The sequence below is a fragment of the Lachnoanaerobaculum saburreum DSM 3986 genome (assembly GCF_000185385.1).
GTDB classification, from domain to species: domain Bacteria; phylum Bacillota; class Clostridia; order Lachnospirales; family Lachnospiraceae; genus Lachnoanaerobaculum; species Lachnoanaerobaculum saburreum.
Genome location: NZ_GL622296.1, coordinates 1,073,495 through 1,094,471 on the forward strand (window position 1 = coordinate 1,073,495; position 20,977 = coordinate 1,094,471).

Genomic DNA, 20,977 nt, shown 5'->3' on the forward strand with positions numbered 1-20,977 from the left:
TTTATTTATTGTATACTTTCAGAAGCGATAAAACAGTTGTAGGTAGGAGAGTTAGATATGGTTAATGAAGTGATGAAATTTTTAAAGGAGCTTGACCCGGAGGTCGGAACGGCGGTAGAGAAGGAAGCAAACAGGCAGAGAAGAAATCTTGAGCTTATTGCTTCTGAAAATATCGTATCTGAAGCTGTGATGATGGCAATGGGAACGGTGCTTACAAATAAATATGCTGAAGGGTATCCGGGAAAGAGATACTATGGCGGCTGTGAAGATGTGGATATAGTGGAGAGTATTGCAATTGAAAGAGCAAAGAAACTCTTCGGTTGTGACTATGCCAATGTTCAGCCGCATTCAGGTGCACAGGCAAATATGGCGGTATTTTTGGCAATGCTTGAGGCAGGAGATACCGTACTTGGAATGAATCTCAATCATGGCGGACATTTGACACATGGTTCAGCTGTAAACTTTTCAGGAAAGTACTTCAATATAGTACCTTACGGTGTAAATGATGAAGGTTTTATAGACTATGATGAGCTTGAAAGATTAGCTATAGAGCATAAACCTAAGATGATTATTGCAGGTGCAAGTGCATATGCCAGAGTGATTGATTTTAAGAGATTTAGAGAGGTTGCAGATAAGGTTGGTGCATATCTTATGGTGGATATGGCTCATATTGCAGGACTGGTAGCTACAGGACTTCATCCGTCACCTATAGGAATAGCCGATGTTGTAACCACTACAACACATAAAACACTTAGAGGTCCCAGAGGCGGACTTATCCTTGCAAATAAAGAAGCGGCTGAGAAGTTTAACTTCAACAAGGCGGTTTTTCCGGGAATACAGGGCGGACCGCTTGAACATGTAATAGCATCAAAGGCGGTTTGTTTTGGTGAGGCTCTAAAGCCTGAGTTTAAAAAGTATCAGGAGCAGGTGGTAAAGAATGCCAAGGCTTTAGCTGATGCACTTATAGCTGAAGGCTTCAATATTCTTACAGGCGGTACAGATAATCATCTGATGCTTCTTGACCTTAGAGGAACCGGGATTACAGGAAAAGAGCTTCAAAACAAATGTGATGAAGTGTATATAACTTTGAATAAGAACACAGTTCCAAATGACCCTCAGAGTCCGTTTACTACAAGCGGTGTCAGAATAGGAACTCCGGCGGTTACAAGTCGTGGACTTGTAGAAGAGGATATGAAGACCGTAGCAAGACTTATTAAGATGACAGCATATGACTTTGATACAAAGGCTGATGAGATAAGAACTGAAGTTACAAGACTTATGGATAAGTATCCTATTTACAAATAAAGACACATTTGTGGCATTATAAATATGAAATTATATTATTTTAGAAAGGGTGACCCAAGAGATTTTGGGTTGCTTTGGTGTGTGAAATGAAGGAATTAAAGGAATATGTAAGAAGTATACCTGACTTTCCGGAGCCGGGAATTATATTCAGAGATGTGACCACTATATTGCAGGATCCTGACGGACTTTGTCTAAGCATTGACGAGCTGAGAGAGAAGTTACAGGGAATTGACTATGATATGATAGTAGGTCCGGAGTCAAGAGGCTTTATCTTCGGTGTACCGGTAGCCTACGCCGAGCATAAGGCATTTATCCCTGTCAGAAAAAAAGGAAAACTTCCATGTGAGACTGTAAGCATAGACTATGACCTTGAGTATGGCAAGGAAACTATTGAAATTCACAAGGATGCCATAAAACCCGGAGACAAAGTGGTTATAGTTGATGATTTAATAGCTACAGGCGGCACAACGGAGGCTATTGCAAAGCTTGTGGAGGGTCTTGGCGGCAGGATAGTAAAGATTGTATTTGTAATGGAGCTTGAAGGGCTTAAAGGAAGAAAAAAGCTTTTAAAGTATGATGTAGACAGTCTCATAAAATATGAAGGAAATTGATGAACAGGTAGATAGTTTGGCATAATCTTTGTCTTACAAGGATTATGCTTTTTTATTGTAAAAAATAAACTTAATATAAATATATATTTTGATGTAAAATTAGCAAGTAATTTAATATAAAATATATTTTCTTGACAAAAATACCTAATGAAATTATAATTGAATAAAAGTTTCAGTGAGCGTGATCTATGAAAAATATTTTTACAGGTGAAGTTGTCTTGATTGTTTGGAGGTGAAAATTTATAAAGCTTTGCTTTTACTATAAATATGACATTTTATTACGCACTGAATAATGACAGAAACAGAGGAGGGTAAGATGAAAAAAAGAGGTTTGGCATTGGCAATTGTATCAGCTATGTTGGTTGCAACATTGGGTGCTTGTGGTTCGGGTACCGCAAAGACTACAGGTGACACTGCGACCGCTCAGTCACAGGAGACAGGCTCCAAACAGGCGGCAAATACTGAAAAGAGTGAGGTAGATAATATTATTGCGGAGGCTCAAGGGATGAGCCTTGAGGAGCTTGCAAAAAAGGCTATAGAAGAATCAAACGGTAAGACTTTCTATGGGGTTGGAAACTCAAGCCGTGGAAAGACTGCACTGCCGCTTTTTATTTCATATTTGAAGACTATTGATCCGAATTACAATATGGAGTTTGAGTGGCAGCAGCCAAAGAACAATAAAATATTTGAACAGCTTAGTGCAGATTCGCTTAAGCCAAGCGGTACATTTGCAATGACTCTTATTCAGGACGGTAATCAGATCCAGACAAAGATGGTAGATACCAATATACTGAAGACCTTTATACCGAAGGATTGGGCGGAGGCTAAAGGTATAAGCGCAGACAGTTATAAGGGATTTTTACCGCTTCAGACTTTGAATAAAGTATTTATGTTCAACAACACAGGCGATGCAAAATATAATAACTGCTGGGATTTCGTATATGAGGGTTCACATCCGCTGTTTATGGATATTGATTCTGAACTTGTAGGAAAGAACTTCTTATATATGCTGACAAAACAGGAGTACTCCGATAAGTTAAAAGAAGCATATGATAAGTTGGATGATACCAAGAAAGCATATTTTGATCCTGTTATTAAAGGTGTAGAGTCTGATGCAAAGGATCTTGGTCTGTCTGAAAACGGCAAGTATGCTCTGGCATGGATTAAGCTCTGGGTTGAAAACTATACAGAGGAGACAGATGACGGTCCTATTTGCAATACGCTTGTAGATACATCTGCAAAGGATCAGTCAGGATTACTGGTTTATTCAAAACTTCGTTCTGTAGAAGAATCGGCTAATGTTTCAGTAAACAATATAACAGTTGCGGCATATCAGGACGATTATACAGGAATTGGCGGCTATGGATATGATCACTATCTGTTCCTTACAAAGAACAGCCCGCTTCCATGGACGGCATGTGCATTTATAGCATACATGACTTGTACAGAAGACGGTTTCAGTGCTTGGGGAAAGGACATGGGCGGATATTCTTCAAATCCTAAAGTAATGGAAGCAACAGAGGCAAAGTATCAGCATCAAAAAGGCGGATACAATGAAGCAGGTGAGGATCAGTTCCCGGCTAAAGATGACAGAGGCTATGACTGGTGGACAAAGGAGGGTGAACTTGTATTAGAGGATCCACAGTATTGTGCAGATGTTTCATTTACTGTAGGTAGCTGGATTGAAATGCTTAGTAAAGCTTCTGATAAGAACTAAGAGCTCGGGTGCTGCATATGCAGCACCCTTTTAAGGAGAATATTATGGGAATCCTAAAAAATAGAATCAGGACATTTTTTGGCAAACCACAGAATATTATTTTACTTATTTTTGGAATAATGTTGACATTTTCGACTGTTGCTCCGGTTGTGGCAATAGTAAAGGATACACTGGTGATACATCCGGGAACCATTGACCAGCATTTGACGGGAAAAGCTTCAGGCTACAGTGTTGTAAACTATATAGATTTATTTACAAGCAAACTGGCAATGTCCAATCTGTGGAAGCCACTTATAAACACATTGTTTTTGGCAATATTTACCTGCATTATATCCATCTTATATGGCGGTTTTTTTGCATTTTTGGTTACCAGAACCAATATGAAGTTTAAAAAATATTTGAGTTCAATATTTATCTTTCCATATATTATGCCGCAGTGGACCTTGGCGGTTGTATGGCAAAATATGTTCAATTCAAATGCAGTACTTGGAACTGCCGACGGACTTATAGCTTCACTTACAGGTGTGACTTTTCCGAAGTGGTGGTGTCAGGGATTGTTTCCGAGTGCTGTAGTACTTGGACTTCACTATGCACCGTTTGCCTACATTATGATTGGAGGCATCTTCAAAAATATGGATGCAAATCTTGAAGAGGCGGCTACAATACTTGATACTCCAAAGTGGAAAATTATGACAATGATTACATTACCTATGATAACTCCTGCGATACTGAATACAATTTTGCTTGTATTCGGTTCTGCAATGGGCTCATATCCTGTGCCACATTATCTTGGACTTACCACATTGTCAACAAAGTATATTTCTTTAAACAGTAAGTATACAGGTGAAGCAAGTATACTTGCAATCATTATGATGGTATTTGGAATAATGATTTTGGCTCTGAATCAGCTCTCACTTAAGAGTCGAAAGAACTACACAACAGTTACAGGAAAGTCAGGACAGCTTTCAAAGATAAATATAGGTAAGGCGGGAAAGTATATAGTCGGAACAGTTTATATTGTAATGACATTCTTAACAAGTATTTGGCCGATAATGCTCTTTGCACTTGAGACTTTCTTACCGAATCCGGGAGATTACAGCTTTTTGTATACACGTGATTTTAGAAACCTGACAACAAAGTGGTGGCTTACAAGTGAGAATTTGACTGAAAACGGTCTGTATGGACAGCAGGGTATACTACACAATCCCACTATATGGCATGCATTTTGGGGTACATTATTACTTGCTTTCGCCTGTGCGGCCATTGCAGGAACTGTCGGTACATTGATTGGATATGCAGTAGCAAAAAACAGACGTTCAAGGTGGGCTGCTTATGTCAACAATATGGCGTTTTTACCTTATTTGATGCCGTCTATAGCAGTGGGTGCGGCATTCTTTATACTGTTTTCAAATGAGCATATAAATCTTTTTAATACCTACTACCTTCTTATTATAGCCGGTGTCATAAAGTATATACCGTTTGCAAGCAGAGCTTCACTTAATTCCATGTTACAAATCAGCAATGAGCTTGAGGAGGCGGCAATAATTCAAAATGCAAGTTGGATAAAGAGAATGGTTAAGATAATAATTCCGATTCAGAAATCTTCCATAATAAGCGGTTTCAGTTTACCGTTTATGACTTGTTTGAGAGAGTTGTCACTATTTCTATTACTTTGTACCCAAGGATTTATACTTTCAACAACACTTGATTACTTTGATGAGATGGGACTGTATGCATTTTCAAGTGCTATAAACCTTATTTTGATTGTAACTATACTTATATTTAATACATTGGCGGACAAGCTTACAGGTTCAAGCCTTGACAATGGAATAGGAGGTTGATATGCCGGCAATTACATTAACAAATATTACAAAAAGATGGAAAAACTATTTTGGTGTTGACAATTTAAGCCTTGAAATACCTGATAACTCATTTATAACATTACTTGGACCGTCCGGTTGCGGTAAGACAACTATTCTTCGTATGATTGCAGGACTTGAAACTCCTACAGAGGGAAGAATAACTATAGGTGATAATGTTGTTTTTGACAGTGATAAAGGAATTAATGTACCGCCGAATAAGAGAAAGGTAGGCTTCTTGTTCCAAAACTATGCACTTTGGCCAAATATGACAGTGTATCAAAATATAATGTTCGGTTTGAAAAACATCAAAGAAGAACTTCCTGTAGTAGACGTGGAAGCAAAAAGATGTTCAGATATTATAAGAGCATTGCAAAACGGTAAGAGAATAAAGACCGAGGTGACGGATTGTTATGATAAAAACGGTAAGCTTGATAGTAACAGAGCGTATGTGAAGCTTATAGATGCATTTGAGTTATCAATATTCAGTGCAAAAACAGTATTTGAGTTAAAAATTCATGAAAGTGACAATCCTGATGAGGCTGCAAAAAAGCATAGAGATGAATATGAGAAAAAACTTGCAGCGATTATAGATAATCACAAGGCAAAGGGAGAAGAGTTAAATAAAGATTTTGAGGTTGTAAAGGCCGGAAATGTTGTGACGGAAGTTCGTAAGCTTACAGATGAGGAAATGGATTCAAGACTTAGACATGTAGCCGGAATAGTAAAGATTGGTATGTTTATGGACAGGTATCCTGCGGAGCTTTCAGGAGGTCAACAGCAAAGGGTGGCAATAGCAAGAACTTTGGCACCAAGACCTCAGGTATTGTTTATGGATGAACCGCTTTCAAACTTGGATGCAAAGCTGAGGCTTGAGATGCGTTATGAATTGCAAAGACTTCATGTGGAAACAGGTAGTACTTTCGTTTATGTTACACATGACCAGATGGAGGCAATGACACTTGCAACGAAGATATGTCTGGTACAAAACGGTGTATTACAGCAGTACGCTCCACCACTTGAAATTTATAGAAGACCTGACAATCTCTTTGTGGCGGACTTTGTCGGAAATCCTTCCATAAATTTTGTAGAAGCTAAGGGAAATCAGAATGCTGACGGAAGTATTGGTTTAAAGATATTTGACAACATAAATGTAGACTTTATTCCAAATGAGGATATTAAGATTTCAGATTGGCATCAAGGCAGAGACTATGATCTGGAAAAAAAGAAAGAACAAAAAGCAGAGCTTATGAAGGACAAACATTATGTAGAGAAGTCCAACAAAGATGAGGTATTTAAATATCATATTGCAAAAATTGTAGAAGAGGACAGCAGTATAAAAAGTGAGCAGGTTGTGACAGATGAAGATTTTGTACTTGCTATAAGGCCTGAAGCCATAGGCATAACAGGTGAAGAAGGTCTGCATACTACAATTTACGGTGCAATGCCTACAGGTATGGAGAGTACTTTAAAACTGAGGCTTGGAGATTATTTGCTTACAAGTGTAATATTCGGAAATACCGCTTACAGGATCGGTGAAGATATGAATATAAACTTTACAGGAGATGATATATTACTCTTTGATCGTAAGTCCGGAATGAGAGTCGCAACAGGTCAAATAAGGCTGAAATTGGTTAAATAAGGGTATTGACAAATAAAGGTAAGTTAAATATAATCATTAATTGTGACATTAGAGATTGATGCTTATTCCAATGCCCCGGAGAGCATTTATCCATATAAAGCGAAGTTAAAAGATTAATGGAGGTCAGTCAATGAAAACTTTTATGGCTAATCCGGATAAGATCGACAGAAAATGGTATGTTGTCGATGCAAAGGGAGCTACATTGGGACGACTTGCTTCAGAAGTTGCAAGTGTATTAAGAGGAAAGAATAAACCTGAGTTTACACCACATGCTGATTGTGGAGATTATGTTATTGTAATCAATGCGGCACAGGTAAAGGTTACAGGTAAAAAGTTAGATCAGAAGATTTATTACAACCATTCAGAGTATGTCGGTGGTATGAGAGAGACAACACTTCGTGAACTTCTTGCAAAGAAGCCTGAGAGAGTTGTAGAGCTTGCCGTCAAAGGTATGCTTCCAAAAGGACCACTTGGTAGAGATATGTACAGAAAACTTCATGTCTATGCAGGCGAAAGTCATGGACATCAGGCACAGAAACCGGTAGTAATGGAAATTAAAGGCTAATAATCTTTAAGAAGGAGAATGGTATGACTAACGATAAGTTTTACGGAACAGGTAGAAGAAAAAGTTCTATCGCCAGGGTATATCTTGTACCGGGAACAGGCAAGATAACAATAAATAAAAGAGATATTGATGAGTATTTCGGTCTTGAGACATTGAAGGTTGTTGTTCGTCAGCCTTTAGTGGCTACAGACAATGTAAATAAGTTTGATGTACTTGTAAATGTTTGCGGCGGAGGGTTCACAGGTCAGGCAGGCGCTATCAGACATGGTATATCAAGAGCGCTTCTTCATGCAGATGAGGAGTATAGACCGACTTTAAAGAAAGCAGGATTCCTTACAAGAGATCCGAGAATGAAAGAGCGTAAGAAATACGGTCTTAAGTCAGCAAGAAGAGCACCACAGTTCAGCAAGCGATAATCTACAAATTAAAAGTGCTAAAAAAGCTCGGAAATACGCTATTTTCTGGGCTTTTTCTATAGCCGAAATTCTGTCCGGACTGTTCGGTTTTGATGGAATTTGAACGGAAATTTATGGGTTTATAGTGGTCAAATTACTTGTGGACAATAGGGGCAAATGAAGTCCGATTTTGCCATCGACGTACAAACAAATACTTGACTGATTTACATAGAGCCTTGGTTCATTCTTTGAAAACGAGAATGGGTTGAGGCTCTATTTTTTCGCCAAAATCCGGCGAGACAAATTTGAGAATGAAGAATATTTAAAAAGATACATAAAACTTGAGAATGGTATTCCGTCCCACGACACATTATGTCGTGTTTTTGGCATGCTACAACCGGAGATATTACAACAGATTTATAAGAAATGGCAAGAGTAGTAACAATTGATGCCATGGGAACGTAAACGGCAGTAGTAGAAACTATACGTAGAAAAAGGGGAGAGTATGCATTGGCATTTAGATGTAACATTTGAAGAAGATGCAAATAAAACAATAGATAAAAGAGCAGCAGAAAATTAAATATTATCAGGAAATGGTGTATAAGCATATTAAAAAATGATATTTTTGCCAAAGGGGGAGTATAACATTTCAGGCGTTTGTCCTGTTGATCTTAACTCAAATATTATATCTTAACTTAAAAAGAGTTATAATACAGAAAAAAAGTTAAGATTAAAGGTGATGACATGGAATATCTCAATAAAGTTCTTGGAGTCAAGGTGGCCTGTGAGGATGTGGACTTTAAGCACTTACCCAATTTTATAGCCACAAGGTATCGCTTACAGATGGTGTCTATGAATGAACAGAAGATGATTTTTCTTTATCCTAAGACGGAACTGGAGCAGATTGAAGTACTGAAAAAGCATATTGCCCGGATACAGAAAAATAATAATTTGCCTGTTGTGCTGGTGTTAAAAGAACTTAGCCATCGCCAGAAAGAATATTTGATTCGTGAAAAGATTCCATTTATTGTAGATGGAAGGCAAATTTATTTGCCCTTTATGGCAGTGTATTTGCAGGAACGGTGCAGCGCGGAAAAAATGCCACGGGAAGAAATACTTCCATCGGTGCAGATGCTTCTACTGCATTTCATTTATGGAGGCGCACAGGAACTATCTGCAAGTCAAGCTGCGAAGGACTTGGAACTGACCCCTACTTCTATATCAAGGGCATCGAGACAACTTGAAGAAATGGGATTGCTGCATATTAAGAAAGTAGGTGTGCAGAGGATTATGCGATCTGAGGATTCTCCGAAAATACTGTTCCAAAAAGCAGGAGATAAGTTACTGAACCCAATAAAACGAACGGTTTATATTCCGAAAGAATTCGTGAGAACGGACTTGCCGGAAAGCGGATATTCGGCATTGGCGGAGTATTCCATGTTGAACGCACCGAATGTCAGATGTTACGCGGCAGAAAGAATTTCTCAATGGAAAGATGTTATGACCAATAGCTTGCAGAATTCGCAGGTGCAAGTGGCCGTAGATATGTGGAGATACAATCCCCGAAAATTGTCTATGCGAAATACTGTAGACGAGCTTTCGTTGGCATTGGCATTGAGAGAAGATGCAGATGAACGAGTGGAGGATGCAGTGGAAGAAATGCTGAATGGACTGTGGAGGAAAATAGATGGTTACAGGAATTGACAGCTTTAAGGAATGGTTCAAGGGCAGTGAAGAACAATATGCCATCATTGGAGGAACGGAGTGTGACATTCTGATGACGGAAGAAGGACTGGACTTCCGAGCAACAAAGGACATTGACCTTGTTCTGATTATAGAAGCAGTTGACGCGAATTTCGTAAAGAAATTCTGGGAATATGTAAACCAGGCTGGATATGAACATTGAAATAAAAGTTCGGGTGTGTCGCAGTTTTATCGTTTTAGTTATCCAATCTCGAATCAGTATCCTGCGATGATTGAACTTTTCACGCGAAAGCTGGATTCCATTCAACTTCTGAAAGATGCAGTGCTAACACCGTTACCGATGGACGAAGATATTTCAAGTCTGTCTGCTATTCTTTTGGACGATGATTACTACGAATTTTTGAAGCAAGGGACAGTCACTGTTGGTGGAGTGACTGTCTTGGATGCGGCATATTTGATTCCATTTAAGGCAAAAGCGTGGATGGATTTGACAGATCGTAAGTTCGCAGGAGAACATGTTGATAGCAAAAATATCAAGAAACATAAGAATGATGTTTTCCGTCTGACGGAGTTGATTGATACCACCGCCAAGATAGTGGCTCCCTAAGGAGTTTATGCCGATATTCAAGAGTTTGTCCAGCGTATGAAAAATGAAAACGTGGATATTAAACAGTTGGGATTGGTTGGCAGAACAAAGGAGAAGATTCTGGAAGAATTGAAAGCAATGTATGAGACACTTTAATAGATATTTAAACAGACAAGGGCATTGATCTGACGAATGGGGGTATGCTTCATGCCGTTGCAGATTATCAGAAACGATATTACAAAAATGAGCGTTGATGCAATCCTCAATGCTGCCAACACTTCTCTTTTGGGCGGCGGCGGTGTGGACGGCTGCATTCACTGTGCCGCCGGACCGGAACTTCCGGAATCCTGCTATCGGCGGTGCGATTCATCACATTGGAAATGTTCATAAGTATGTAAGACCGGAGGATGTACCGGAACATATAATGTTCGTAATCACTACGGACGTAATGGAAAATGCCGGCCGCCGGTACAACAGCGAAAAAGTGAAGCAGATGATTGAGCGGCAGAAAGCAAAATATGGTTGGGAGTTTTTGTTTCTTGGTGACAATATTGACGCGGTAGAGACCGCAAGCACAAGTAAATGTTTTTTTGAGAATCCGGGGAATGATTCACTCCGATTTTTTCTTTGGCAGGAACTTATGTTAAAGCATCCGGAACGGATGCACAGCCCGATGCAGCAGGCAGCGTTCTATGGAGATTGGGAAGTTTCCACAACAAGCAGGGCTTTTGTGTCAAGAAAATCGCTCAATATTTGGCATAACTTTTGATTGATTTTGTTCGTTTCTTGGAGTAGAATATAAATGAGAAATTTTAACTTGCTGCGAGTGACTTTAGACATCGAAAAAGAGGTTCCGTATGGATTTCATGACGATTAAGCAGGCTTCTGAAAAATGGGGCATCTGCACAAGGAGAGTACAGACATTATGCACGGAAGGGCGAATTGATGGTGTCGAGCGTTTAGGCCATCAGTGGGTCATTCCTATTAACGCCGAAAAGCCGAAGGATGCCAGAATCAAAAGCGGCAGATACATTAAAACAAAATCCGGGAATGGAGAGGACGAAGATGGAAAGAAAATCGTATAGTGCCGGAGCAGTGAAATTTTCGTTCTGGTTCATGGAATTTCGGAAAACCGTGCAGCTTTTGAGTGAGGGTGAGAGCTTTGTAGACATTAAAAAGTTGAATGAAGAGACAAATATTTATGGCGCACCGACAAAACTGCGAGCGCAGCAGATTTATTCTACTGTAACAGCCCGTATCAAGACGTTAGATGAAAGCTTTTACCCAATCTTTTTGAGCAGTGATCTTGCTACACAAAAATTATTTGTGCTGACTGCGGCTCTTTTGCATGACACGCTGTTCTTTGATTTTGTGTATGAAGTAGTGCGGGAAAAAATGATTCTTGGTTCCGATGAGCTGACGGATGCAGATATCCGGATATTTTTCAAAAATAAGCAGGAACAGAGTGAGAAAGTGGCTTCTCTTCAAGACTATACGCTGCGCCGTCTCGGTTCCTGCTATAAAACACAGCTTTATGAAGCAGGACTTTTAGAAAGCAACCGGGCAAACAGCACAAGAAAAATACTGAAGCCAATTCTTGATATTGCATTTGAACATTGGCTTTATGACAATGATCTTGGCATCATGGTAAAAACACTGACGGGGGTAAGATGAAATGGACAAGGTGAATTTCTCCGCAGGAGAAAGAGAAGGTGGCCTGGGCCATCTAAGCCAAAGACTGGATGAGATGGAGCTTGCAATCCATAAGCCGTCTTTCCGAAAAGGAACAGGCCGCGCAAATGAGGTCAACTATTGGGTGTTTGATTATCCACCGGAAAAGGAACTGGAAGTTAGGGAGCGCGTAGAGTATCTGAAAAATAAGAACGACCGGGGCGATGATGATTTTGAGCTTGTGGTCTTTGACCTGTATGATATCATCATTGACTTTTTGGAAAAGAAGAACTTCATGGAAAAGTGCTATGACTTTGAAAAAAAGCGAGGAATCGAGCGTATCGTCAAGGCAGTGACCAACTCCATGAAGGTAAATGACGATGACAGCCTGATCGTGCAATATATCAAAGAACATACGCCGGAGAATGCAGTCGTGTTCCTAACCGGTATCGGCAAGTGCTATCCGATTTTGCGCTCCCACAAGGTGCTTAACAACTTGCACCAGGCATTTGTGCGCTGCCCGATCGTGATGTTCTTTCCGGGAACCTATAATGAACAGGAGCTGATTCTGTTCAATGAGATTAAAGACGATAACTATTACCGGGCATTCCGACTGGTAAAGTAATGGATGGAGGAAACTGTTATGCAGATCAAGGACATGTTCCGAAAGAAAATTGACCGTGAAATACAGGGTGTTATCATTGTCGGTCAGGGTGAAGAAACGAATGTGGCGCAGGAGCTGGAAGAGTATGTTGTGACCCGTGAGCTTCAGCGTCATTTTGCAGATTTCTTTGCAGCATATAAAAAAGGTATTCAGGGAACCACACCGAAAATGGGCGTCTGGATTTCCGGCTTCTTTGGAAGTGGTAAATCTCATTTCCTGAAAATTCTGTCCTATCTGCTTCAGAATAAACAGGTCGGAGACAAACATGCCATTGACTACTTCATTGAGGATCAGAAGATTACCAATCAGATGGTGCTGGCAGATATGCAGTTGGCAGCAAACACCCCATCGGACATAATTCTTTTCAACATTGATTCCAAAAGCGATTCCAATGGCAAGGAAAACAAAGATGCCATTGTGAACGTGTTCCTGAAGGTATTCAATGAGATGCAGGGCTTCTGCGGTTCCATGCCGCACCTTGCCGACCTGGAGCGCAGGCTTTCCGAGGAAGGTCGTTTTGAAGAGTTTAAGGAAAAGTTTGAAGAAGAGCATGGCGATCCGTGGGAAAGCTCTCGTCAGGACTTCGATTTCATTCAGGATTCCGTTGTCGATGTTCTTTCTGACATGGATTTCATGAGCGAATCAGCTGCCCGTAACTGGTGTGAGAAAGCAACTGAGGGCTACCAGATCAGCATTGAGGATTTTGCCAAGCGTGTGAAATCCTATATTGATAAAAAAGGTAACAACCACCATGTTGTTTTCCTTGTGGATGAGATCGGTCAGTACATTGGTGATGATTCCAAGCTGATGCTGAACCTTCAGACAGTGACGGAAGAACTGGGCAAGGAATGCATGGGTAAGGCTTGGGTAATCGTAACGAGCCAGCAGGATATCGACTCCATTACCAAAGTGAAGGGTAACGACTTCTCCAAGATTCAGGGACGTTTCGATACCCGTCTTTCTTTGTCCTCTGCCAATGTGGACGCTGTTATCAAAAAGCGTATTCTGGATAAGACTGAGACCGCAGCACAGAGCCTGCGTCTGCTCTATGACCAGAAAGCAACCATCATCAAAAATCTGATTGTCTTCAACGACGGTGTGGAGAAAAAACTGTACGCCAATGCGGAAGATTTTGCAGAGGTTTACCCGTTTGTTCCCTACCAGTTTAATTTGCTTGCCAGCGTGCTGACCAGCATTCGTACCCACGGTGCATCCGGTAAGCACCTGTCCGAGGGTGAGCGTTCCATGCTGGCGCTGTTCAAAGAGTCTGCCATGCAGCTGATGGACGATGAGATGGGGGCAATCGTGCCGTTCTATCGGTTCTATGATGCTTTGGAGAACTTCCTCGACCACAGCCACAGCAGCGTGATCATTCGTGCTTATGACAACAGCTACATCAACCCGGAAAAGAAGGAAAAAGATGTCTTTGCGATCAATGTGTTGAAGACCCTTTTCCTGATTAAATATGTTCTGGAGATCGAAGCCAGCGTGGACAACATCGTCAGCCTGATGATTACCAGCATTGACGATGATCGCATCTCTTTGAAAGCACAGGTGGAAGATGCACTGAAAGTGCTGATGCGCCAGATGCTGATCCAGAAGAATGGCTCCATCTATGTATTCCTGACCGATGAGGAACAGGAAATCAACAACGAAATCGAAAAAGAAAATGTGGAGATGCCGGAGGTCATCACGAAGATTGCGGAGATGATCTATGAGGACATTTTCTCCAGCAAGAAGTATCATTACCCCAGCTTTGGTGGACGATATGCGTTCTCCTTCAATCAGACAGTGGATGACCGCCCCTATAAGGCAAACCAGAATTACGATATCGGCCTCCGTGTGTTGACCCCGTGGTATGAGGGCGGCACCGATGATGGTACGCTGTGCCTGCTCTCCGGCCAGGGCAAGGAAGTCCTTGTGGTTCTGCCGAATGATGATGCGTTCCTGACGGAAATGCGGGCATACTTGAAAATTGAGCGGTTCCTGCGCAAGAATACTTCTGTGCAGCTTGCCAAGTATGAGACCATTAAGGAAGCAAAGCGCGTGGAGATGCGGGAACGCAACGGTAACGCCAAGCTTTACCTGACGGAAGCTCTGAAAGAGGCTACCATCTATGTCAATGGCGATGTGCTGCACACTTCCGGTAAGGAAGTGACCAGCCGTATCAACGAGGCTATCGGCCGACTGGTGCAGACGGTTTACCACAAGCTGTCCTACATTGACGCAGCGATGGGCGAAGCAGACATCCGGAAGATGTTCAAGACCAGCAACCAGCTGTCGCTGGCACTGGGAGATACCGGAGAATCCAATGTCCACGCATTGGATGATGTGCTGCAATTTGTGGCAAGCAATTCCCGGATGCACATGAAAACTTCTATGAAAACCATCAAGGATCGCTTTATGAAAGCACCCTATGGCTTTGTGGAAGATGACATCCATTGGTTGGTGGCACGGCTCTTTAAGCGTGGAGATCTGTCCTTTGCGGTCAGCGGTGAGAGCGTCAATCTGAACAACCGTTCCGAAGAAGAAATCATCGGATACATCACAAAGAAGCAGTTTGTGGATAAACTGCTGACGGAAGTGCGCGTCCGTGTGCCGGAAAACCAGAAAAAGGCCGTTCGCACCGTGATGAAAGAGCTGTTCAAGATGACGCCGCCTGCCGATGACGAAGATACCATCATGAAGAACTTCCAGCACTATTGTGAGAATCGGATCACCGAGATCGAGCGGCTGGAACCGAAATATGAGAATTATGCCTATCCCGGAAAAGAACTTCTGGAAAAGGGCAAGAAGCGGATTTTCGCCCTGGTGCAGATTCAGGCACCGCTGGAATTCTTTAAGACCGTATTTGACGAGCAGGACGATCTGATGGATTTTGGCGAGGACTATGAGCCTATCCTCAATTTTTTTGACAGTGAACAGCTGCCCATCTTCACCCGTGCGTTGGATATGCTGAATATCTACGAAGACAGTAAGACCTACATCGTGGATGCGGAACTGGAAGATGTGGTGGCCAAAATGCGCACCATCGTCCGGATGGCGAAGCCCTACAAGGAAATTCCGAAGCTACCGGAACTGCGCGAAAAGTTTATGAACTGCTATATGCGTATTCTGGAAGAGCAGGCAGAGCCGGTCAAGGATTCCATAGGTCAGGATCGGAACCGTGTCTTTGAAGTGCTGAACACCAAGCCTTATAAGGATACAAAGTTCAACCGCTATCTGGAGCTGTTTAAGGAGATTATGGACGGTGCAGAGAACTGCAACAATGTCTCTACGCTGCGTAGTTTTGCAGATAAGGCGGAGGCCTTGAAACTGCGACTGCTCAATGAGATGACGGCAGAAGATAACCGCCTTGCAAAAGAAGCAGCGGCAAAGGCCGAAGCAGAGCAGAGGCGCCAGGAAGAAGAGGCGAAAAAACGCGGCGAGACCGTGAAACCGGCAGAAAAGGTCGCGGAACCGCAGCCGGTATATAAGGTGCGCACCACGAAGAATGTTTCCATCAAAACGGTTGCCAAGACTGCATCGTGGCGACTGGAGAGCAAGGATGATGTTGATAAATACCTTGCTGCATTGCGTGAAAACCTGCTGAAAGAGATGGACGAAGATACAATCGTCAACATTGAACTATAAATGACAGGAGGATTGGCTCCATGAACAAGACAGCCATAAAAAATTTTGCGATCTGGGCGCGGAATAAGTTGATTGCAGATGTTAGCTATGATGCCCGACTGATCGGTATTATGGAGGACGGCATTGCAAAGCCGCTGCCGCAGAGCTTCGGCGACACCCAGTTCTTCGATATCGGCACTGCAAAACCGTATTCGATTTCCGGCGAGGCCGTGCGTAAGCGTGACAAGCTGATAGAGGTTATTCAGCAGAAGGAAAAGGATACCGACTACAAAACCGCATATCAGTATGTGATCAAGGAGGTTGCCTATACATGGTTTAACCGCTTGATCGCGATCCGTTTCATGGAGGTCAACGACTATCTGCCTTCCCATATCCGAGTGCTATCTTCCGAGAGTGGTAAGCTGGAGCCGGATTTGGTTACAACACCGTTTGACGCAGAGCTGCCCTTCACTGCGGAGGAAGAGGCTCAGATTTTTAAGTGGAAACAGGACAACAAGCTGGATGAGGTGTTCCGCATCCTGTTCCTGAAACAGTGCAACGCACTGAACGAAATTCTGCCTGCTCTGTTTGAAAAGACGAAGAACTACACCGAGCTGTTGCTCAGCCTGTCCGTCATTGACCAAGATGGTGTAGTCTATCACCTGATCCACGATATCCCGGAGGATGACTTCAACATCGAGCGCGGTGGTCAGGTAGAGATCATCGGCTGGCTGTACCAGTATTACAATACCGAGCCGAAGGCCGCTGCATTTGCCAAGAACGGCAAGATCACCAAAGAGGAAATCCCTGCTGTAACCCAGCTGTTCACCCCAGACTGGATCGTCCGCTACATGGTGGAGAACAACCTGGGCCGTCTGTGGGTGGAAGGACACCCGGACTGCGGCCTGAAAGAAAACTGGAAATACTATCTGGAAGAGGCACAGCAGGAGCCGGAAGTGCAGGTGAAACTTTCGGAAATTTGTAAAGAATATTCCGCCCTGAACCCGGAGGATATAAAGCTCATCGACCCCTGCATGGGTTCTGGCCATATCCTCGTATACGCCTTTGATGTGCTGATGCAGATTTACGAGAGTGCCAGTTACAGCCAGCGTGATGCTGCAAAGAGCATTCTGGAACATAATATTTACGGTTTGGACATTGATGACCGCGCCTATCAGCTGGCGTACTTTGCTGTGATGATGAAAGCCAGACAGTACAACCGCCGTATCTTAAACGGCGAGAACACCTGTCATGTCTATGCCATTCAGGAGAGCAACAGCATCAACCGTTTGCACCTGAAATATTTCGGTGCAGGGATGGACGATATCGAGAAGAACGCCGCTAAGATGCAGATGGAAGGCCTGCTGGACACCCTGACGGATGCCAAGGAATACGGCTCAATCCTGAATGTGGAGAACTATAACTGGGAATTGCTGCGCCAATTTGTGGCAGCAGAAGATACCGCAGGGCAGATCAGCATGGACAGCGTAGGCGTGGAAGAAACCGCCGAACAGCTGAATCGGCTTATTGATATTGGCGAGACGATGGCGCGGAAGTATTGGGTGACTTGTACGAATCCGCCGTATGCCGGAACCAGTAACCTGAGCGCAAAGGTCAACAATTTTGTAAAGAAAAATTATCCGGACAGCAAAGCTGATTTGTTCGCTGTGTTTATTGAGCGTTGCCACCAGATGACCTTAGTCAATGGTTTTCAGGCAATGATTACCCAGCATAGCTGGATGTTCCTTTCCAGCTTTGAGAAGCTGCGTGAAAAGATGATGCTGAGCGAGACCGTCAATATGGCGCATCTGGGCGCAAGAGCCTTTGAAGAAATCGGCGGTGAGGTGGTGCAGACCACCGCGTTTGTGCGCTGTGCAAACCATGTGGAGGGATATAAGGGCACCTATTGCCGCCTGATTGAGCCGACCTCCCAGCATGGAAAAGAGGAGATGTTCCTTGCAGGGCAAAACCGCTATACCGCAAATCAGGATGATTTTGCGAAGATTCCGGGTAGTCCACTAGCCTATTGGGTTGCACAAGCTGTTTTTAAATTGATGGCAGAAGAAAAGTTAGAGGGGAAGTTCTTATCTGCTGGAAGATTCAAATCCTGTAATGATGAACTTTATTTAAGGCTTTGGTGGGAGCCGATATGTAAATCAACACATTGGCATCCCTATTGTAAAGGAGGAGATGGAAGGAAATATGTGGGCAATGAAGTGAGGCTTATTAACTGGACAGAAGAAAGCCAAAGATATTATAAAGATAATGGTGGCGTTGGAAATAAAGAGTTTTGGGAAAAAGAAGGTATTACATGGGCGACGATAACTACGTCTAAGCCGTCGTTCCGAAGAAAGCCATCGAACTATTTTTGGAGTTCATCTGCTCCAACGATTTTTCATATTCAAGGAGCGGAGTTAACAGGATATTTAGCGTATTTGAACTCAAAGCCTGTTGAGTATATTCTGGGGGTATTAAATCCCACGGCGAGTCTCACTGTGGCTGATGTTTTGAAATTACCATACAAAGAAAACTGGAACACATCAACAAATCAAAACCTCGGAAATGAGAATGAAAGAATTTGTCGCCAAGATTGGGATTCTTTTGAAACAAGCTGGGACTTTAAGGTACACCCCCTTGTGAACATGAGCAAAGGTTTATGGGATGCTACGGCTACGGCCGCTGCTATGGATTACTTTTATGGCTACAAGCCAGAAGTGAGCTGCCCGCTGGAAATTTGCTATTTATTGTGGCAGGGACAGTGCAAGGAGCGTTTTGAAAAGTTGAAAGCCAACGAAGAAGAGCTGAATCGCATTTTTATTGACATTTACGGCTTGCAAGACGAGCTGAACCCGGAAGTGGAAGAGAAAGATGTGACCGTGCGCAAGGCTGACTTGCAGCGGGACATCAAGAGCCTGCTAAGCTTCTCGGTGGGCTGTATGTTTGGCCGTTACTCGCTGGATGTGGAAGGACTGGCCTATGCAGGCGGCGAGTGGGATAGCAGCAAATATCAGAGCTTTATCCCAGATGCCGACAATGTTATCCCTATCACCGATGAAGAATATCTGGACGATGATATCGTATCGCGCCTGTGTGCATGGCTGAAAGCGGTTTACGGCGCCGATACACTGGAAGCAAACCTCGATTATATCGCAAAAGCCCTCGCCAATAAGGGCAGCACCAGCCGAGAGATCATCCGTAATTACTTCCTGAACGATTTCTTCAAGGATCACTGCCAGACCTATTCTGTTACCGGTTCCGGCAAGCGTCCGATCTACTGGCTGTTTGACAGCGGCAAGCAGAACGGCTTTAAGGCACTGGTTTACCTGCACCGCTATACGCCGGATACCATCGGCAACCTGCGTATCGACTACCTGCACAAGATGCAGCGCGTATATGAATCCGAGATCAACCGGATGCAGGATATGATGGATCACAGCGAGAATGCCCGTGAGGTGGCAGCAGCCGGGAAGCGTAAGGATAAACTCGCCAAGCAGCTGAAGGAATGTCGGGAATACGATGAGAAGATCAGCCATCTGGCACTTTCTCGCATCGAGCTTGACCTCGATGACGGCGTAAAGGTCAACTACCGCAAGCTCCAGACTGCGCAGGACGGCAAGTTCTATGAGGTTCTGGCAGACAGCAAGAATATTATGGTGAAAGAGAAGAAATAAGAGGAACAGGAGGCGTTTGCAATGATTTTGTACCATGGAAGCAATGTTATCGTAAAACAACCGAAATTTATCCGGCAAAATCGCTATCTGGACTTCGGTTTTGGATTTTATACCACCACCAACCGCGATCAGGCAGTGAACTTTGCTCAAAAGGTCACTGACCGCCGCAAAACAGGAGCTGCTACGCTGAATATTTATTCCGTAGAGGAAGCTGTGGCTTTCAAGGAGTGCAGTTTGTTGCGCTTTGACAGCCCAGATGAAGCATGGCTGGATTTTGTAGCTGAGAACCGTCAGGGAACCTATCAGGGAAAGCAGCATGACCTGATTTATGGTGCTGTGGCAAATGATGATGTGTACCGCACCATTACCCTGTATACGACCGGAGTGTTGGATAAGGAACAAACACTGGCGGCACTCAGGATTCGGAAATTGTTCAACCAGCTGGTGTTTGCAACTGAGAAGTCTCTGCAATACTTGTATTTTGAAGGGAGGGAGCTTGTATGAACGAAGATCAGTTCAGCGCAATGCTTGCAATCATTGTGCCGCCCATCATCGAACAGATTACAAAAAACAGCAATGTGGATGATGAAAAAGCGATTTCCCGCTTTTATCAGTCCAAGCTCTATCAGGAACTTTCGGATGAAAAATCAAAATTGTGGCACTACAGCCCGATGACGCTGTATACCATGTATCAAGATGAACTTCTAACAGGCTCCTATGATTACCCGGAGGAGGCGTGAGAGATGAGCAAAGAATCCAATTTTTTGATTTATTGCATGGAGCGGTACCGTCATTTCAAAGGGCTTTCCGGTGCGGATGTGGCAAAGACCTTTGAAGAGTATGGCATCTATGGGTATATCATAAAGTATTTTGAATCACTGCACACAATGGGGGATCATTGCATCGTGCAGGATATTGACGATTATATTAGTAGCATCACAGGCAACAAACGGATCAAGGCGTAACTGCCTGTAT

The 20,977-nt window shown here is 43.0% G+C and carries 21 protein-coding genes; all 21 read left to right on the forward strand.

Annotated features, from left to right (window positions below; all coding sequences use genetic code 11):
- The first annotated feature begins 57 nt into the window (after positions 1–57).
- Complete coding sequence (gene glyA, locus HMPREF0381_RS05035; RefSeq protein ID WP_008750822.1) at positions 58–1,305, forward strand: serine hydroxymethyltransferase; 1,248 nt, start codon at positions 58–60, stop codon at positions 1,303–1,305.
- Between the two features lie 86 nt (positions 1,306–1,391).
- Entirely contained in the window at positions 1,392–1,916 is a 525-nt protein-coding gene (locus HMPREF0381_RS05040) for an adenine phosphoribosyltransferase (protein WP_008750823.1), read from the forward strand.
- A gap of 316 nt (positions 1,917–2,232) precedes the next feature.
- On the forward strand, positions 2,233–3,633 hold the full coding sequence (locus HMPREF0381_RS05045) for a hypothetical protein (RefSeq protein ID WP_040461167.1): 1,401 nt from the start codon (positions 2,233–2,235) through the stop codon (positions 3,631–3,633).
- 44 nt (positions 3,634–3,677) lie between these two features.
- A complete protein-coding gene (locus HMPREF0381_RS05050; protein WP_242824392.1) occupies positions 3,678–5,474 on the forward strand; it encodes an ABC transporter permease in 1,797 nt (598 codons plus the stop codon).
- Between the two features lies 1 nt (position 5,475).
- Positions 5,476–7,134, forward strand: coding sequence for an ABC transporter ATP-binding protein (locus HMPREF0381_RS05055; RefSeq protein ID WP_008750826.1), 1,659 nt, complete (start codon positions 5,476–5,478; stop codon positions 7,132–7,134).
- 130 nt (positions 7,135–7,264) lie between these two features.
- Positions 7,265–7,699, forward strand: coding sequence for a 50S ribosomal protein L13 (gene rplM, locus HMPREF0381_RS05060; RefSeq protein ID WP_008750827.1), 435 nt, complete (start codon positions 7,265–7,267; stop codon positions 7,697–7,699).
- A 23-nt stretch (positions 7,700–7,722) separates the two neighbouring features.
- Entirely contained in the window at positions 7,723–8,115 is a 393-nt protein-coding gene (gene rpsI, locus HMPREF0381_RS05065) for a 30S ribosomal protein S9 (RefSeq protein WP_007590784.1), read from the forward strand.
- Between the two features lie 244 nt (positions 8,116–8,359).
- A complete protein-coding gene (locus HMPREF0381_RS14510) occupies positions 8,360–8,533 on the forward strand; it encodes a transposase family protein (RefSeq protein WP_081457397.1) in 174 nt (57 codons plus the stop codon).
- Between the two features lie 305 nt (positions 8,534–8,838).
- Entirely contained in the window at positions 8,839–9,798 is a 960-nt protein-coding gene (locus HMPREF0381_RS05070; RefSeq protein WP_008750828.1) for a helix-turn-helix domain-containing protein, read from the forward strand.
- On the forward strand, positions 9,782–10,000 hold the full coding sequence (locus tag HMPREF0381_RS15675) for a hypothetical protein (RefSeq protein WP_008750829.1): 219 nt from the start codon (positions 9,782–9,784) through the stop codon (positions 9,998–10,000). The genes HMPREF0381_RS05070 and HMPREF0381_RS15675 overlap by 17 nt, the downstream gene beginning before the upstream one ends.
- 138 nt (positions 10,001–10,138) lie before the next feature.
- Positions 10,139–10,405: a hypothetical protein gene (locus HMPREF0381_RS15680; protein WP_330370236.1), complete on the forward strand. Its 267-nt coding sequence runs from the start codon at positions 10,139–10,141 to the stop codon at positions 10,403–10,405.
- A 186-nt stretch (positions 10,406–10,591) separates the two neighbouring features.
- Positions 10,592–10,774: a macro domain-containing protein gene (locus tag HMPREF0381_RS14520; protein ID WP_162097712.1), complete on the forward strand. Its 183-nt coding sequence runs from the start codon at positions 10,592–10,594 to the stop codon at positions 10,772–10,774.
- Between the two features lie 34 nt (positions 10,775–10,808).
- Positions 10,809–11,153: a hypothetical protein gene (locus tag HMPREF0381_RS16065; protein WP_330370237.1), complete on the forward strand. Its 345-nt coding sequence runs from the start codon at positions 10,809–10,811 to the stop codon at positions 11,151–11,153.
- An 88-nt stretch (positions 11,154–11,241) separates the two neighbouring features.
- Positions 11,242–11,469, forward strand: a complete 228-nt coding sequence (locus tag HMPREF0381_RS05090) for a MerR family transcriptional regulator (protein ID WP_008750832.1) — start codon at positions 11,242–11,244, stop codon at positions 11,467–11,469.
- Complete coding sequence (locus HMPREF0381_RS05095; protein ID WP_008750833.1) at positions 11,450–12,058, forward strand: DUF1819 family protein; 609 nt, start codon at positions 11,450–11,452, stop codon at positions 12,056–12,058. The genes HMPREF0381_RS05090 and HMPREF0381_RS05095 overlap by 20 nt, the downstream gene beginning before the upstream one ends.
- Before the next feature lies 1 nt (position 12,059).
- Positions 12,060–12,680: a DUF1788 domain-containing protein gene (locus tag HMPREF0381_RS05100; protein WP_008750834.1), complete on the forward strand. Its 621-nt coding sequence runs from the start codon at positions 12,060–12,062 to the stop codon at positions 12,678–12,680.
- An 18-nt stretch (positions 12,681–12,698) separates the two neighbouring features.
- Positions 12,699–16,352: a BREX system P-loop protein BrxC gene (gene brxC, locus HMPREF0381_RS05105; RefSeq protein ID WP_154647080.1), complete on the forward strand. Its 3,654-nt coding sequence runs from the start codon at positions 12,699–12,701 to the stop codon at positions 16,350–16,352.
- Positions 16,353–16,372: 20 nt separating this feature from the next.
- Positions 16,373–20,002: a BREX-1 system adenine-specific DNA-methyltransferase PglX gene (pglX, locus tag HMPREF0381_RS05110; RefSeq protein ID WP_008750836.1), complete on the forward strand. Its 3,630-nt coding sequence runs from the start codon at positions 16,373–16,375 to the stop codon at positions 20,000–20,002.
- 21 nt (positions 20,003–20,023) lie between these two features.
- A complete protein-coding gene (locus HMPREF0381_RS05115) occupies positions 20,024–20,506 on the forward strand; it encodes a DUF3990 domain-containing protein (protein WP_008750837.1) in 483 nt (160 codons plus the stop codon).
- Positions 20,503–20,742 carry a hypothetical protein gene (locus HMPREF0381_RS05120; protein ID WP_005539002.1) on the forward strand — a complete coding sequence of 80 codons (240 nt, stop codon included), beginning with the start codon at positions 20,503–20,505 and terminating at the stop codon, positions 20,740–20,742. The genes HMPREF0381_RS05115 and HMPREF0381_RS05120 overlap by 4 nt, the downstream gene beginning before the upstream one ends.
- A gap of 3 nt (positions 20,743–20,745) precedes the next feature.
- Complete coding sequence (locus HMPREF0381_RS05125; protein ID WP_040461170.1) at positions 20,746–20,967, forward strand: DUF3791 domain-containing protein; 222 nt, start codon at positions 20,746–20,748, stop codon at positions 20,965–20,967.
- Positions 20,968–20,977: the final 10 nt, after the last annotated feature.

Coding starts and splice junctions, on each gene's coding strand:
- glyA (WP_008750822.1), top strand. CDS start 58: ATGGTTAATGAAGTGATGAAATTTTTAAAGGAGCTTGACCCGGAGGTC.
- HMPREF0381_RS05040 (WP_008750823.1), top strand. CDS start 1,392: ATGAAGGAATTAAAGGAATATGTAAGAAGTATACCTGACTTTCCGGAG.
- HMPREF0381_RS05045 (WP_040461167.1), top strand. CDS start 2,233: ATGAAAAAAAGAGGTTTGGCATTGGCAATTGTATCAGCTATGTTGGTT.
- HMPREF0381_RS05050 (WP_242824392.1), top strand. CDS start 3,678: ATGGGAATCCTAAAAAATAGAATCAGGACATTTTTTGGCAAACCACAG.
- HMPREF0381_RS05055 (WP_008750826.1), top strand. CDS start 5,476: ATGCCGGCAATTACATTAACAAATATTACAAAAAGATGGAAAAACTAT.
- rplM (WP_008750827.1), top strand. CDS start 7,265: ATGAAAACTTTTATGGCTAATCCGGATAAGATCGACAGAAAATGGTAT.
- rpsI (WP_007590784.1), top strand. CDS start 7,723: ATGACTAACGATAAGTTTTACGGAACAGGTAGAAGAAAAAGTTCTATC.
- HMPREF0381_RS05070 (WP_008750828.1), top strand. CDS start 8,839: ATGGAATATCTCAATAAAGTTCTTGGAGTCAAGGTGGCCTGTGAGGAT.
- HMPREF0381_RS15675 (WP_008750829.1), top strand. CDS start 9,782: ATGGTTACAGGAATTGACAGCTTTAAGGAATGGTTCAAGGGCAGTGAA.
- HMPREF0381_RS15680 (WP_330370236.1), top strand. CDS start 10,139: ATGGACGAAGATATTTCAAGTCTGTCTGCTATTCTTTTGGACGATGAT.
- HMPREF0381_RS14520 (WP_162097712.1), top strand. CDS start 10,592: ATGCCGTTGCAGATTATCAGAAACGATATTACAAAAATGAGCGTTGAT.
- HMPREF0381_RS16065 (WP_330370237.1), top strand. CDS start 10,809: ATGTTCGTAATCACTACGGACGTAATGGAAAATGCCGGCCGCCGGTAC.
- HMPREF0381_RS05090 (WP_008750832.1), top strand. CDS start 11,242: ATGGATTTCATGACGATTAAGCAGGCTTCTGAAAAATGGGGCATCTGC.
- HMPREF0381_RS05095 (WP_008750833.1), top strand. CDS start 11,450: ATGGAAAGAAAATCGTATAGTGCCGGAGCAGTGAAATTTTCGTTCTGG.
- HMPREF0381_RS05100 (WP_008750834.1), top strand. CDS start 12,060: ATGGACAAGGTGAATTTCTCCGCAGGAGAAAGAGAAGGTGGCCTGGGC.
- brxC (WP_154647080.1), top strand. CDS start 12,699: ATGCAGATCAAGGACATGTTCCGAAAGAAAATTGACCGTGAAATACAG.
- pglX (WP_008750836.1), top strand. CDS start 16,373: ATGAACAAGACAGCCATAAAAAATTTTGCGATCTGGGCGCGGAATAAG.
- HMPREF0381_RS05115 (WP_008750837.1), top strand. CDS start 20,024: ATGATTTTGTACCATGGAAGCAATGTTATCGTAAAACAACCGAAATTT.
- HMPREF0381_RS05120 (WP_005539002.1), top strand. CDS start 20,503: ATGAACGAAGATCAGTTCAGCGCAATGCTTGCAATCATTGTGCCGCCC.
- HMPREF0381_RS05125 (WP_040461170.1), top strand. CDS start 20,746: ATGAGCAAAGAATCCAATTTTTTGATTTATTGCATGGAGCGGTACCGT.